Source organism: Streptomyces sp. NPDC015032, from assembly GCF_043080425.1.
GTDB lineage: Bacteria > Actinomycetota > Actinomycetes > Streptomycetales > Streptomycetaceae > Streptomyces.
In genome coordinates, this window is record NZ_JBIBVN010000003.1 from 85,961 (window position 1) to 99,185 (window position 13,225).

At 71.4% G+C, this 13,225-nt stretch carries 11 protein-coding genes and 2 pseudogenes; 4 read left to right on the forward strand and 9 right to left on the reverse strand.

The features are described from left to right. Positions 1–238 precede the first annotated feature (238 nt). Positions 239–1,015 (reverse strand): SDR family oxidoreductase, encoded by a 777-nt coding sequence (locus ACF08M_RS06185; protein ID WP_392184062.1) that lies wholly within the window; start codon positions 1,013–1,015, stop codon positions 239–241. A gap of 222 nt (positions 1,016–1,237) precedes the next feature. Further along, complete coding sequence (locus ACF08M_RS06190) at positions 1,238–1,861, reverse strand: TetR/AcrR family transcriptional regulator (RefSeq protein WP_392184063.1); 624 nt, start codon at positions 1,859–1,861, stop codon at positions 1,238–1,240. A 160-nt stretch (positions 1,862–2,021) separates the two neighbouring features. Between ACF08M_RS06190 and ACF08M_RS06195 the strand changes: the two genes are divergently transcribed. Both ACF08M_RS06195 and ACF08M_RS06200 read left to right on the forward strand, forming a co-directional pair. Continuing rightward, a complete protein-coding gene (locus ACF08M_RS06195; protein ID WP_392184064.1) occupies positions 2,022–2,903 on the forward strand; it encodes a phosphatase PAP2 family protein in 882 nt (293 codons plus the stop codon). After that, positions 2,900–3,871 (forward strand): hypothetical protein, encoded by a 972-nt coding sequence (locus tag ACF08M_RS06200; RefSeq protein ID WP_392184065.1) that lies wholly within the window; start codon positions 2,900–2,902, stop codon positions 3,869–3,871. Before ACF08M_RS06195 ends, ACF08M_RS06200 begins: the two co-directional genes overlap by 4 nt. Before the next feature lie 140 nt (positions 3,872–4,011). Here the strand turns inward: ACF08M_RS06200 and ACF08M_RS06205 are convergent, their stop codons facing one another. Both ACF08M_RS06205 and ACF08M_RS06210 read right to left on the reverse strand, forming a co-directional pair. After that, a complete protein-coding gene (locus ACF08M_RS06205) occupies positions 4,012–4,560 on the reverse strand; it encodes a PadR family transcriptional regulator (protein ID WP_392184066.1) in 549 nt (182 codons plus the stop codon). Between the two features lie 90 nt (positions 4,561–4,650). Continuing rightward, the gene (locus ACF08M_RS06210) at positions 4,651–6,666 is read right to left on the reverse strand and encodes an FAD-dependent oxidoreductase (protein ID WP_392184067.1); all 2,016 of its coding nucleotides are present in this window, start codon (positions 6,664–6,666) and stop codon (positions 4,651–4,653) included. 251 nt (positions 6,667–6,917) lie between these two features. Here ACF08M_RS06210 and ACF08M_RS06215 point away from each other — a divergent pair, with 251 nt between their 5' ends. Next, positions 6,918–7,445: a DoxX family protein gene (locus tag ACF08M_RS06215; RefSeq protein ID WP_392184068.1), complete on the forward strand. Its 528-nt coding sequence runs from the start codon at positions 6,918–6,920 to the stop codon at positions 7,443–7,445. Between the two features lie 321 nt (positions 7,446–7,766). Here ACF08M_RS06215 and grpE read toward each other — a convergent pair whose 3' ends face one another. Next, positions 7,767–8,198: a nucleotide exchange factor GrpE gene (gene grpE, locus ACF08M_RS06220; protein ID WP_392184069.1), complete on the reverse strand. Its 432-nt coding sequence runs from the start codon at positions 8,196–8,198 to the stop codon at positions 7,767–7,769. 149 nt (positions 8,199–8,347) lie between these two features. Next, on the reverse strand, positions 8,348–10,234 hold the full coding sequence (dnaK, locus tag ACF08M_RS06225; protein ID WP_392184070.1) for a molecular chaperone DnaK: 1,887 nt from the start codon (positions 10,232–10,234) through the stop codon (positions 8,348–8,350). A gap of 433 nt (positions 10,235–10,667) precedes the next feature. Here dnaK and ACF08M_RS06230 point away from each other — a divergent pair, with 433 nt between their 5' ends. Further along, positions 10,668–11,441 carry a VOC family protein gene (locus ACF08M_RS06230; RefSeq protein ID WP_392184071.1) on the forward strand — a complete coding sequence of 258 codons (774 nt, stop codon included), beginning with the start codon at positions 10,668–10,670 and terminating at the stop codon, positions 11,439–11,441. A gap of 122 nt (positions 11,442–11,563) precedes the next feature. Here the strand turns inward: ACF08M_RS06230 and ACF08M_RS06235 are convergent, their stop codons facing one another. The 3 genes and pseudogenes from ACF08M_RS06235 to ACF08M_RS06245 all read right to left on the reverse strand — a co-directional run. Further along, positions 11,564–12,010 carry a Crp/Fnr family transcriptional regulator gene (locus tag ACF08M_RS06235; RefSeq protein WP_392184072.1) on the reverse strand — a complete coding sequence of 149 codons (447 nt, stop codon included), beginning with the start codon at positions 12,008–12,010 and terminating at the stop codon, positions 11,564–11,566. Positions 12,011–12,590: 580 nt separating this feature from the next. After that, positions 12,591–12,920: pseudogene (locus ACF08M_RS06240) on the reverse strand (GntR family transcriptional regulator); the annotation flags it as partial. A gap of 112 nt (positions 12,921–13,032) precedes the next feature. Next, positions 13,033–13,224: pseudogene (locus ACF08M_RS06245) on the reverse strand (cytosine deaminase); the annotation flags it as partial. Position 13,225: the final 1 nt, after the last annotated feature.

Sequence of the window (13,225 nt, forward strand, 5' to 3'; positions counted from 1 at the left end):
GTCGGCCCCCCTTGTTCTCGTCATGGGGACGATAAGAGGTGTCGGTCTATATCGTCAAGGGGACGAGAATGGTTGCCCGATGTGTGCCCGTCCGTTTCGGCGCGCCCGCCGGACGGCGCGGCCGCATCGTGTGCCGCGTGCGACGGCCGTGTGGCGCCGGAGCGCCGCCGCCCGTGTGGGGTGGGTCGTGGCGGCCCACCGCTGCCACCGCGCGCCCGACGGACGCTGCCGGTCCTGTTCACTCGCCCTGTGCGGCGAGGAATCTGGCCGGCACCTCGCCCCCGCCGTGCACGGCCAGATCGGCGCCGTTGACGTACCCGGCCAGGCCGCCCGCCAGATACAGGCAGGCGCGCGCCACATCCGCCGGTACGGCCATCCGCCGCATCGGAATCACCCCGGCCACCGCGGCGCCGCCGTCCTGCCCGTACACCGGTGCCGCGCTCTCGGTGCGGATCAGGCCGGTCGTGATGTGGTTGACGCGCACCTTCGGTGCCCACTCCAGGGCCAGTGCCCGGGTCAGTCCCAGCAGCCCGGCCTTCGCCGCCGTGTAGGCGGCCGTGCCGGGCTGCGGGGTGTGTGCGGAGACGCTGCCGATGTTGATGACCGAACCGCCCTCGCTCTGGACCCGCATGACCCGGTTGGCGGCCTGCGCCACGTAGAACGGGGCCAGCAGATTGAGTGCGACGATCTTCTCGATGAACCGCGGCGACACGGTGGCGGCGTCGGCGTCGGGGGAGCCGCCCGCGTTGTTGACGAGCACATCGAGCCGCCCGAACCGTTCCACCGCCGTGTCGACCAGCGCGGCGGCGGCTGCCGGGTCGCGTACATCGGCAGCCCGGAAGTGTGCCCGCCGGCCACCGCCCGCAGGGGGTTCGGCCGGTTCGCTGCGGCCGCACACCAGCACATCCGCACCGGCGGCGAGAAAGGCCCCGGCGATCGCGGAGCCGATGCCCTTGGTGCCGCCCGTGACGATCACCGCCCGCCCCGTGAAGTCGAGGGGATTGCTGATGTCCATGGTCCGCCTCTGCCTCAGTCGTGGGGGCAAGCCGATCGGGTCGGTCAGTCTAGCGAAACTACCAAGTGTTTGTTTGGTGATTGGCGGGCAGAACGAACACGGACGGCCGGTGGCTCCCGAAGGAGTCACCGGCCGCCCGGGTGGTACGCCGCCCCCGTCCCCACGGTGCGGCGCGGGCGAGTCGTCGTCATCCGCTCGGACGGCGACCCGCGTCTTGGGGGACTACGGCGCAGGGGCGTCCAGTCCGAGTGCGGGAAGTACGGCGTTCTCCACGAAGCGGGTGAGATACGCCTCGTCCGCGAGCTTCCCCTCCAACAGGGGCCGGGCGCGCATCACGCCCATCAGCTGTGCGGAGACGAACTCCGTGGCGGGAGTGTCCGCCGGGATCTCCCCTCGCTCCACGCCGCGCCGGACCATCGCTTCGATCGCCGCGACCTCCGGCACGATCAGGGCCTCGCGCAGCGCGCACAGCAGTTCGGGATTCTGCAGTGCGGCATGGCTGAGCGCGTGCATCAGCGGGGTGTCACGCCCCGATGCCGTGCCGATGGCCCGCGCGGCCTCGCGCAGGTCCCCCGCCAGTGTGCCGGTGTCGATGTGCGGCAGCAGCACCCGCCGGGTGCCGTGCAGTGCCGCCACGACCAGTTCGGGCTTGGAGCCCCACTGCCGGTAGAGCGTGGACTTGCCGCAACGCGTCCGCGAGGCGACCCCTTCCATGGTGAGGGCCTCGTAGCCGCACTCTCTCAGGATGTCGAGCACGGCCGCGTAGAGCTCCTGCGCCCGCTCCGGCGTGATCTTCGAGCGGCGTGATGTGTGTGCCTGTTCCCGCGCGGCTTCCTGTGACGGCATTGCCTTCCCTCTCGGCGATTCTGCGGTGAGGTCCATCGATGCGCCAGTGTACCGAAACGCGCGTGTACCGATACGTTTGCGTATCGGTACACTGGCGTATCGATATGGCGTGGGCCGGAACCTGCCGCCGCAACACCGCTTCTCAGCAAAGGGGCACCGGATGAGGTACGCCGGTAGCGAGCCCGCAGATCGGGAGCCGGACAGTTCTGCCCGACCGCCCCTCGTCCGCGAGCTGCTTCTCGTCGTGGGACTCTTCGTGATCTACAAGCTCGGCCGGCAGGCCGCGAACGGTCACGTGGAGGAGGCGTACCGCAACGCCGGGAACGTCTGGGACTTCGAACGGTCCGTGCACCTGCCGGGCGAGGGCGCGGTGCAGAGCCTGCTGCTGCACGACGAGACGCTGATCCACCTCGCGAACACCTACTACGCGACCGTGCACTTCCCGGCCACGCTGCTCTTCCTCGGGTGGCTCTACTGGCGCCGCCCGCGCCACTGCGTCTGGTCGCGTCGCATCCTCGCCGCGCTCACCGGCGCCGCACTCGCCCTCCACCTGCTGTTCCCGCTCGCCCCGCCCCGGCTGCTGGCCGCTGCCGGGCTCGTCGACACCGGCCAGGTCTACGGGCCGACGGTGTACGGAGCGACGCCGACGACCGACTCGATGGCGAACCAGTTCGCCGCGATGCCCTCGCTGCACTTCGGCTGGGCGGTGATGGTCGCCGTGGGGCTGATCGTCGCCACCCGCACCCGGTGGCGCTGGCTGTGGCTGCTCCACCCGCTCGTCACGCTGCTGGTCATAGTCGGCACGGCCAACCACTACTGGCTCGACTCGATCGTGGTCTCCGTGCTCCTCGCCCTGGCGTTCGCGGCGCTGCCGCTCCGGCGCGCGGAGCCCGTGCGCGCACACCTTCCGTGGCCCGCCCCGGCGAGTGCGTCCCTGTCGGCGGCAGTGCCCCCGCCCGCCGGACCCGCCGCGTCGACCGCCGACGCCGCACCGCAGACCCCTCCCGCGTCCTCGTACGCCTCGTCCGGGGCCCGGCGGTGAACGCCACGCCGACAGCCGTCGCGCTGTCCCTCGTCTCCGCCGCCGCGTACGCCTCGGCCGCGGTGGCCCAGTCCCGGCTCGCCGGCCGCACCGAGCCCGGTGCGAGGGGCCTGAAGCTGCTCGGCCGCGGTGCCTGGTGGTGGTCGGTCGCTCTGAACGCGGGTGGTGCCCTGCTGCACGTTGCGGCCCTCGAGTACGGTCCGCTCACGCTCGTCCAGCCGCTCGGCGCCCTCACCCTGGTCGCCGCCGTCCCGCTGGGAGCCAGGGCCGCCGGGCGCCGGGTCACCCCGATCGAATGGCGCGGCACGATCCTCACCCTGCTGGGTCTCGGCGCCCTGCTGATGACCGCGGGCGGTACCGCCCCGCACGAGACGCTCAGCCTCCCCGAGGCGCTGGCCGTCGGAGCCGGGACCATGGCCGTCGTCGCCGGACTCAGCCGACCGGGAGCACGCCCCGGCCTGCGGCACGCGGCGGCGTCCGGCATCACCTCCGGGGTCGCCTCCGCGCTCACCCAGACCCTGACCGTCTCCGTCACCGGCCACACCGGCCCGCTGCTCAGCCGGCGCGTGGTGGTCGTCGCGCTCCTGGTGTCCGCGTTCGCGATGGGCGGGCTGCTGCTGTCCCAGACCGCCTACCAGGGCGGCCTGGGAGCGCCACTGGCCGTCGTCACCCTCGCCAATCCGGTGGCCGCGGCGGCCATAGGTCTGGCCCTGCTCGGCGAACGGCTCCAGGGCGGCACGGCCGGCCTGGTCCTGGCACTGCTGGGCACGGCCGCGGCGGTGCGGGGCGTGATTCTGCTCAGCCGCGCGCAGACCGGGCCCCCGGTCGGCGTCGAACGGACGGTGGCCACGGCCGGGCCCGGGCACGGGGCCGGAACACCGTCACGGGTCGTGACCGGGAGCCGGGGGCCGTCGGACCGCCCCGCACTGCGACCGGAACCCGTCCGGGCCCCGGCGGGCGGACCGTGACCTGACGCCGGCGTCGTCCGACCCGTCGGGAGCACGTCGAACGACCGCCGTACGGTCCTCAGAGCCCGTCGGGTGACCTTCGACCGGGAAGCGTGCGTGCCAGGGCGTGGCCGCCCGATCAGAGGTCACCCGACAGGTTCTCAGCCGCCCGACGGGTCCGGCTCCTCGTCGTGGGCCAGCGCCCGGGTCAGCCAGCCGATCCAGAAGTTCTCCAGATCGATGCCGCCGCGCAGCACCAGATGCCGCAGCCGGTCCTCCGCGGAGTTCCGCCCGGGAGGGAAGTCCCGCTGCTCGATCTCCAGATACTCCGCCAGCTGCCGACGGTGCAGCCCGAGATGCCGCCGCAGCTCGGCGTCCAGTCCGGGCGCTCCGACGACCGCCGCCGCCCGCATCCTCAGCAGCAGCGGATCCCGGACCTGCTTGGGGTCCTCGGAGCGGGCCACCCATGCGGACAGCGCCTCCCGGCCCGCGGGCAGCACCTCGTACTCCTTCTTCTGCCCACGCGCGGGCTGCTCCGACGGCAGCACCCGGATCTGCCCGGCCCGCTCCAGCTTTCCCAGCTCGCGGTAGATCTGCTGATGCGTGGCGGACCAGAAGTAGCCGATCGACCGGTCGAACCTGCGGGTCAGCTCCAGCCCCGACGACGGCTTTTCGAGCAGGGCGGTGAGGATCGCATGCGGCAGTGACATGGAGTGCATCCTAAGGACGGCCGGGCAGTGGTCCCAGGACGGAGGGAGCGGTCGTCCGGAAGCCCCCGGGCCGGTGGCTGCCGGGGACCGTCACAGCGAAGCCGCGAGCTCCGTGCCCTGGCGGATCGCGCGCTTGGCGTCCAGTTCGGCGGCCATGTCGGCGCCGCCGATCAGGTGCGCCGGACGGCCTGCGGCGAGCAGCTCCTCGTACAGCTCGCGGCACGGCTCCTGGCCCGCGCAGAGCACCACCGTGTCGACCGGCAGCAGGTGTTGCTCACCGTCGACGGTCAGGTGCAGTCCGTCGTCGTCGATCCGGTCGTAGACGGCGCCCGCGATCATCGTCACGCCGCGGTGCCGCAGCTCGGTGCGGTGGATCCAGCCGGTTGTCCTGCCCAGCCCCGCACCGACCTTGCCGGTCCTGCGCTGGATCAGGTGGACGGTGCGCGCCGCCTTCGGACGCTCCGGGGCGCGAAGACCGCCCCGGTCGCGGTAGTCGGTGTCGACGCCCCACTGCCGGAAGAACACCTCCGGGTCGAGGCTCGCGGCATCACCCGGGTCGGTCAGGAACTCGGCGACGTCGAAGCCGATCCCGCCCGCCCCGATGATCGCGACCCGGTCACCGACCTGTGCCCCGTCGCGCAGGACATCGAGGTAGCCGACCACGCTGGGGTGGTCCAGACCGGGTATCGCGGGCGAGCGGGGCGTGACACCGGTGGCGATGACGACCTCGTCGAAGTCCGCGAGCACATCCGCCGTGGCCCGCGTACCGAGTCGCAGCTCGACCTCCTCCTCCGCGAGGCGGGTGCGGAAGTAACGCAGCGTCTCGTCGAACTCCTCCTTGCCGGGAACCCGGCGCGCCACGTTCAGCTGTCCGCCGATCTCCTCGGCCGCGTCGAAGAGGGTCACCCGGTGTCCGCGCCCGGACGCCGAGACAGCGCACGCGAGACCGGCCGGCCCGGCGCCCACGACCGCCACCCGCTTGACGGTGCGGGTCGGCGCCAGGGTGAGTTCGGTCTCGTGACAGGCCCGCGGATTGACCAGGCACGAGGTGACGCGGCCGCTGAAGACATGGTCCAGGCATGCCTGGTTGCAGCCAATGCAGGTGTTGATCGCGTCGGCGCGCCCCTTGGCCGCCTTGACGACGAAGTCCGGGTCGGCGAGAAACGGCCGGGCCATCGACACCATGTCCGCCCGGCCCGACGCGAGGACCGCCTCCGCGACCTCGGGGGTGTTGATGCGGTTGCTCGTCACCAGCGGTACGGAGACGGCGCCGCGCACTCGCTCGGTGACCCAGGTGTAGGCACCGCGCGGCACGGAGGTGGCGATGGTGGGGATACGGGCCTCGTGCCAGCCGATCCCCGTATTGATGATCGTCGCGCCGGCGGACTCGACCTCGCGGGCGAGGCGCACCACCTCCTCCAGCGAGGAGCCACCGGGCACCAGGTCCAGCATGGAGAGCCGGTAGATCAGGATGAAATCGCTGCCGACCCGCTCCCGGACCCGGCGCACGATCTCGACGGGGAACCGGATGCGGTTCTCGTACGGGCCGCCCCAGCGGTCGGTGCGGTGATTGGTCGCGGCGGCGATGAACTCATTGATCAGATAGCCCTCGGAGCCCATGATCTCGACACCGTCGTAGCCCGCACGCCGCGCGAGCCCGGCGGCCCTGGCGAAGTCCTCGACGGTCTCCTCGACCTCGTCGTCCGTGAGGGCGTGCGGAGTGAAGGCGCTGATCGGCGCCTGGATCGCGCTCGGCGCGACCAGGTCGGGATGGTGCGCGTACCGGCCGAAGTGCAGGATCTGCATGGCGATCCGGCCGCCCGCCTCGTGCACGGCGGCGGTCACCCGCGCGTGCTGCTCGGCCTCCGCCTCGGTGGTCATCTTGGCGCCGCCGGGGAGGGAGCACGCCCGGGCGTTCGGGGCGATACCGCCGGTGACCATCAGACCGACGCCGCCCCGGGCCCGTTCCGCGTAGAAGGCGGCCATCCGCTCGAAGCCGCGCTCGGCCTCCTCCAGGCCGATGTGCATCGACCCCATCAGCACCCGGTTGGGGAGAGTCGTGAACCCGAGGTCGAGCGGGCTCAGCAGATTCGGGTACGGGCTCATGCGGCGGCTCCTCACACAGTGTCGTCGCACCAGTTGTAGACGGACACAACGCCATTGTGCAACAAGTTGCACAATGGCGTTCGTCTCAGGGGCGCGCGTGCGGCCGTCCCCCGGACGGCGTAGCACCGGGACCCGCCGGCGCCCCGCGCCACGGAGAGTGGAACCACGCCACCCGCCCGCCACGCGGACCGGGTGGTGTGTCCGGCCCCACCGGGCCCCGCCCCCTGCCCCGAACCCCAGCGGAGACTCCCATGGCCTGCCTCGACCGGCGTGACCTCGGCCTGCTCGCCCTGCGCGTCGGCACCGGCGCGGTCCTGGCCGCGCACGGCACCCAGAAACTGGCCGGCTGGTTCGGTGGCGGAGGCATCGAAGGAACCACCGCCGCGATGGAGGCCATGGGCTTCCACCCGCCGAAGCACAGTGCGGTCGCCGCCGGGCTCGGCGAGGCGGGTGGCGGCGCACTGCTGGCTCTCGGCCTCGCCACCCCGGCGGCCGGTGCGGCAGCGGCCGGAGCGATGGCAGGTGCCGTGGCCGTCCACGCGCCCGCCGGGTTCTTCGTCCAGAGCGGCGGCTACGAGTACCCGGCCTTCCTCGGCTTCACCGCCGCGGCGATCGGCCTGACCGGACCCGGCCGGTACTCCGTCGACCACGTCACCCGGAACGTCTTCAACCGGCCATGGATGGTCGCCCTCGCCTTCACGGCCGGCGCGGCCGCCGCGGCCGCGGTCGTCGGCAGGCGCGCCAAGGGCCGGGCCGTGGTGGACCCCGATACGACCTGACCACCCGGCAGGACGGGGACCGGACGGCATCCCAGGGAGGGAGCCGCCCGGTCCCGGCCGCACCGCTCGGCTACTTGCGGAACGCCAGCGAAGCGGCCGGGGAAGCGTTCCCGTACGCGTCGACGGCGACGACCCGTGCCACGTAACGCTTGCCCGCGACCGCACCCGGCACCGGCACACGGCAGCGCACACGGCCGCACCGGCACGCAGCCGAGCCCGGCACACGGCCGGGCGTCGGCACCGGCACGGCGCGCCTCCGGTGTCGTTCCAAGCCTTCCAACCCGGCCGGCCCGAAGTCCGGGGGAGCCGCCTCCCGCAGGACTACGCGGCGGGAGCGGGACCTTCGACCGCCACTTGGGCCGGCCTCAGAAGACGGTCGCCGACCCGGTAGCCGTGCCGCAGCACCTCGGTGCATACGGCCTCGTGGGCGGTGCCGGAGGCGTAGTAGGTGATCGCCTCATGCGTGTGGGGGTCGAAGGGTTCACCCGCTGCGCCGACGGTCCGCAGTCCCAGTCCCGCCAGCCGGTCCTGGAGTGTGGCGGAGAGAACCGCCGCCGCGCCGTGGTCGTCGTCCCGCCGTTGGATCTCTTCCATGACATCCAGGACCGGAAGCAGACCTGTGAGGACGTTGACCACCGCGATCTCCCGTATCGCCAGGCGGTCGCGACGCACCCGCTTGCGGTAGTTGTCGTACTCGGCCTTCACTCGCTGCAGGTCTGCGGTCCGCTCCGCGACCTGCTCGCGCAGACGCACCTCATGCGGTCGTCCATCCTCTGTCTCCGTCCGGTCGGTCCCCGCGCCCGGGTGGGGTCGGGACGGAAGAGTGACCGGGGAGGCCCCGCTCCGGTCACGCACCAGTACGAGGGGCCGCTCGCCCTGGTGCCGGAGGTGCGGATTCCTGCTCATCCGGTGCCCCCCTTCTGCTCGTCGTCGACGATCTCGGCATCGACGACCTCATCGTCACCGGTGCCTGTGCCTCCGGGCGTGCCGGTACCGGCGCTACCGCCTCCAGCGGTATCGCCGCCCTGTGCCTGCGCGTACAGAGCGGTGCCGATCCGCTGCGCGGCGGCCGCCGCCTTCTCGGTGGCGGTACGGATCTCGGCGGTGTTGTCGCCCTCGGCGGACTCGCCCTTGAGCTTCTCCTTGACCTCCGCCAGGGCGGCCTCGGTCTCGGCACGCACATCCGCGGGGATCTTGTCGGTGTTGTCCCGCAGCAGCGTCTCGGTCTGGTAGACCAGGCTCTCCGCCTGATTGCGGGTCTCGGCGGACTCCTTGCGGCGCCGGTCCTCCTCCGCGTGCTGCTCGGCCTCGCGCACCATGCGGTCGATGTCGTCCTTCGGCAGCGAGGAGCCGCCGGTGACGGTCATCTTCTGCTCCTTGCCGGTGCCGAGGTCCTTGGCGGCGACGTGCATGATGCCGTTCGCGTCGATGTCGAAGGCGACCTCGATCTGCGGGACGCCGCGCGGGGCCGGCGGCAGGCCGGTCAGCTCGAACATGCCGAGCTTCTTGTTGTACGCCGCGATCTCGCGCTCGCCCTGGTAGACCTGTATCTGCACGGACGGCTGGTTGTCCTCGGCCGTCGTGAAGACCTCGGAGCGCTTGGTCGGGATCGTGGTGTTGCGTTCGATGAGCTTCGTCATGATGCCGCCCTTGGTCTCGATGCCGAGGGACAGCGGGGTGACGTCGAGCAGCAGGACGTCCTTGACCTCGCCCTTGAGGACACCGGCTTGGAGCGAGGCGCCGATGGCGACGACCTCGTCCGGGTTCACACCCTTGTGCGGATCCTTGCCGGTCAGTTCCCTGACGAGCTCGGTCACCGCGGGCATCCGCGTCGAACCGCCCACCAGAATCACGTGGTCGATGTCCGACACCTTGATGCCGGCGTCCTTGACCGCGTTGTGGAAAGGCCCCTTGCAGCGCTCCAGCAGAGGCGCCGTCAACTGCTCGAACTGTGCACGCGTGAGCTTCTCGTCCAGATGCAGCGGGCCTTCGGCCGACGCCGAGATATAGGGCAGGTTGATCGTGGTCTCGGTCGCGGACGACAGTTCGATCTTCGCTTTCTCCGCGGTCTCGCGCAGGCGCTGGAGAGCCATCTTGTCCTTGGACAGGTCCACGCCGTAGCCGTTCTTGAACTGCTTCACCAGGTGGTCGACGATCTGCTGGTCCCAGTCGTCACCGCCGAGGTGCGTGTCGCCGTTGGTCGCCTTCACCTCCACCAGGCCCTCACCGATCTCCAGCAGCGATACGTCGAACGTGCCGCCACCGAGGTCGAACACGAGGATCGTCTGTTCGTTCTCCTTGTCCAGGCCGTAGGCCAATGCCGCGGATGTCGGCTCGTTGATGATGCGCAGCACGTTCAGCCCTGCGATCTGGCCCGCCTCCTTGGTCGCGGTGCGCTGGGCGTCGTTGAAGTACGCCGGGACGGTGATCACCGCGTCCGTGACGTCCTCCCCGAGATGCGCCTCGGCGTCCCGCTTCAGCTTCTGCAACACTCGCGCGGAGATCTCCTGTGCCGTGTACCGCTTGCCGTCGATGTCACCGGAGTCGGGGAAATGCCAGTGAGCGTCTCCCATGTGCCGTTTGACCGACCGCGCGGTGCGTTCGACGTTCGTCACCGCCTGCCGCTTGGCGACCTCGCCGACCAGCACCTCGCCGTTCTTCGCGAAGGCGACGACGGACGGTGTGGTCCGCGCGCCCTCGGTGTTCGTGACGACCGTCGGCTCACCGGCCTCGAGCACGGACACCACGGAGTTCGTCGTTCCCAGGTCGATTCCCACTGCCCGCGCCATCGCTGCCTCCTGCGCGTCATCGTCCGCATGACATGGCATTTGTCATCTTTTGGACGACATTTTACAACCGGATCGGGTGGAAGCGCATGGCCGGAGCGAGGCGCTGACGGCGTTCTCGGTGGTGCGCCACCGGCGCATGGTGGACCGCCCCGGGACCACGGTCCGCGTTCGCCGTACCAGCGGGGCCCGCTCACCGGCCCCGGTGCGTGAGGGGCGAGGTTTCCGGCAATGCGGGATCGGGCGTGGACGGAGCGGCTCCGGAGTGCGGTGACATGCCGCCGGGTACACGGTGAGGGCAGGAGGCCGCCCCGCCGGTCGTCCCGCGCTGCCGCTCACACCACCGAGCGCTGGCGGGCCGGCTGCGGCGACGGAGCCTGAGCCCCCGGACAGGCCCGCCCCCGGACATTGACCGGTCCACCGGAAGGAGTATCGAATGCCGTCTCCCGAACGGATCATGCCGGTTGCCGGGGCGCCCTGCTGGGTGAACCTGATGGCACACGATCTGCACGCGGCACAGGCCTTCTACACCGAGGTCATGGGCTGGGAATTCCGCGACAGCAGCCTCGGCAGCAGCTTCTCGGTTGCCATGGCGCACGGCGAACCGGTCGCCGGAATCGGATGCTGCTCACCCGCCGGCCCTCCTGCCGTCTGGACCCCGTACTTCGCTGTCCGCGACGCCGACGAGACGGCCGCCCGGATCAGGGAGCGCGGTGCCACGCCCGCGATCGGCCCGCTGAAGCTCGGTGCGGGGCGCGCCGGGATCGCCGCCGACCGCGACGGGGCGATGTTCGGTTTCTGGGAAGGACCGGCCCTGGCCTGGTCGGTGGGACGGGGCAGCGCTCCCGCCCGGCTGGACCTGCAGACCCGCCACGCGTTCGAGGCCGCCATCTTCTACGCCGAGGTCTTCGACTGGGCCCAGCCGCCCGGCGGCTGCACGGTCGACTACGCACAGGATCACGTCGTCATCCAGCTCGCGGGGCACACGGTCGCCACCCTGCGCGGCGGTGGCATCGAGACCGCCCCGGACCCGAAGATCCGCCCCCGGTGGATCGTCGACTTCCACGTCCAGGACAGCAAAAAGGCCGCGGCGGCCGCCGTCGACGCCGGAGGCGATTCCTCAACGATGCCCTCGCTCGCCGGTTCCGCGAAGGACGCCTTCATCATCCGCGACCCCGACGGCGCCCTCTTCACCGTGTCCGACGCCTGACAGGGCGGGGCACGCGACCCGCGGTCCGGGTCCTGACAGCCGTCGGCCGTCCCGCGCGTCTTCGACGCTCCGCGGCCACGGGCAGCACGCTCCGTCGGCCACAGGGGCAGCGCATCGAGAGATCAGGCCCGCGCAGCGGACTCGTAGAGATCGAGCAGCCGGCCACGCGTCGCATGCAACCGTTGGGTGAGTACCAGACCGACCCACTGGCTGATCGCGAATCCGAACTCGGGGTCCGACCGGCAGAGTGCACGGACCTGCGGTGCGTCGAACTGGAAGGCGCGGACGGGGCTCACGGTCTCGGCTCCGAGTTCCCACTCGAAGGGCGGGAAGAGCCAGGACAGGCCGATCAGCTCGCCCGGCCCCAGCGACTCGATCTCCGCGCGACGTCGGCGCGGCAGCTGCGAGTCGAGGGTCACCGTGCCCGTCTTCATGATCCAGAAGTGGTCGGCGGGCGTGTGTTCCTCGAAGAGCCGGTGCGCGGCGGGGAACCATACGTTGTCGGCAAGACTCAGGAGATGGTCGCGGTGTGCGGGCGTCAGAGACGTGACCTTGAATGTGGTGGTCATCGGAGAACTCCTCCGAGGAGCGGCGCTGCGGAGGGCGGAACCTCCTGCCGTCGTACGGCGTGCCCAGCATGGCGTCGCACGATCCCGCGGGACGCGGCCTGCGACGGACCTGGTCCGTACGCGCCGGCTCGCGCGGTCACGAGGTTCTGCCGACCTCTCGTAGAGGAGTTGTTCCCCTATCACAGCAGAAGTACGCGAGCGGCCGACCGCGAAGTCACGGTCGGCCAACAGCTGACGGTGATCGGGCGCCACACCGTGGCCGGGTGTCCCCGGTCGGAAGAGATCGGGCGGGGGCAAACCCCGTTTCGCCCGGCCGGGCGCGACACAGCGGGCCGACCATCGGTCCGTCGCGCTGGATCGCGATGATGGCGGCGGCGTCGCCGAGCCATCCGTCGACGGTGGTGCGCTGTTGTGCGGCGAGAAATGCCGGGAGGATGACATCCACTCCCGAATCTCTCGACGCGCGAGGTCCCACGGTCGCGCATACAGACCGTTCAGGAAACGGTTCGCACGGTCACGGCCCGCAGTGCGAGTTCCCGGCTCTTGCGGACGTGCAGGAGGGTGATCGCCCCTGCGGCGTCGGCGTCTCCCGCGGCGATGCCGCGACGCGTGACGCCTGGATGGCCAGTGGCTCCCACACGTCGTACAGGTGCTCCACGTCGGCTCGCTCCAGTCGGCGTACTCGCACGCTGTGCGGCAGCAGGTCCAGCAGGCCCTCCTCCACCAGCGCTCGCAGTGCCTCGCGCACCGGCACCCGCGACATCCGGAGGTCCTGGGCGATCTCGCGTTCCACCATGCGGGTGCCCTGGGCGTAGCTGCCGTCGATGATGCGTTCTCTGATGGCCCGGCGTGCGAGCTCGTTCAGCGGTGTGCGCGATGCCGGAGCCGACGGCTGTCCTCCGTCTCCCAGCCGGTGCTTGCCGTCACGTGTGCCGTCCTCCCTGGGCCCTGCCGGCCTGTGCCGGGACTCGCGAGTCACTGGCGTCTCGTCGGCCGCCGGGGCACGGAGGCGGGAGAGGGCGTCAGATCAACTCGCCGTCGCGGGCCACCACCCGGCCGCCGTGCACCACCATGTCGCGCGCGGGCATGTCCACCACGACCTGCGGCAGGCACTCGGCACGCAGCAGGACGAAGTCGGCCGGGGAGCCGGGGGAGAGGTCGGCACGGGGCAGCCCCATGACGTCCGCGCCCCCGTGCGCGCCGGCTTCGTAACAG

Coding starts and splice junctions, on each gene's coding strand:
- ACF08M_RS06230 (WP_392184071.1), top strand. CDS start 10,668: ATGCCGTCTCCCGAACGGATCATGCCGGTTGCCGGGGCGCCCTGCTGG.
- ACF08M_RS06215 (WP_392184068.1), top strand. CDS start 6,918: ATGGCCTGCCTCGACCGGCGTGACCTCGGCCTGCTCGCCCTGCGCGTC.
- ACF08M_RS06205 (WP_392184066.1), bottom strand. CDS start 4,560: ATGTCACTGCCGCATGCGATCCTCACCGCCCTGCTCGAAAAGCCGTCG.
- dnaK (WP_392184070.1), bottom strand. CDS start 10,234: ATGGCGCGGGCAGTGGGAATCGACCTGGGAACGACGAACTCCGTGGTG.
- ACF08M_RS06190 (WP_392184063.1), bottom strand. CDS start 1,861: ATGCCGTCACAGGAAGCCGCGCGGGAACAGGCACACACATCACGCCGC.
- ACF08M_RS06210 (WP_392184067.1), bottom strand. CDS start 6,666: ATGAGCCCGTACCCGAATCTGCTGAGCCCGCTCGACCTCGGGTTCACG.
- ACF08M_RS06195 (WP_392184064.1), top strand. CDS start 2,022: ATGAGGTACGCCGGTAGCGAGCCCGCAGATCGGGAGCCGGACAGTTCT.
- ACF08M_RS06235 (WP_392184072.1), bottom strand. CDS start 12,010: ATGACCACCACATTCAAGGTCACGTCTCTGACGCCCGCACACCGCGAC.
- ACF08M_RS06185 (WP_392184062.1), bottom strand. CDS start 1,015: ATGGACATCAGCAATCCCCTCGACTTCACGGGGCGGGCGGTGATCGTC.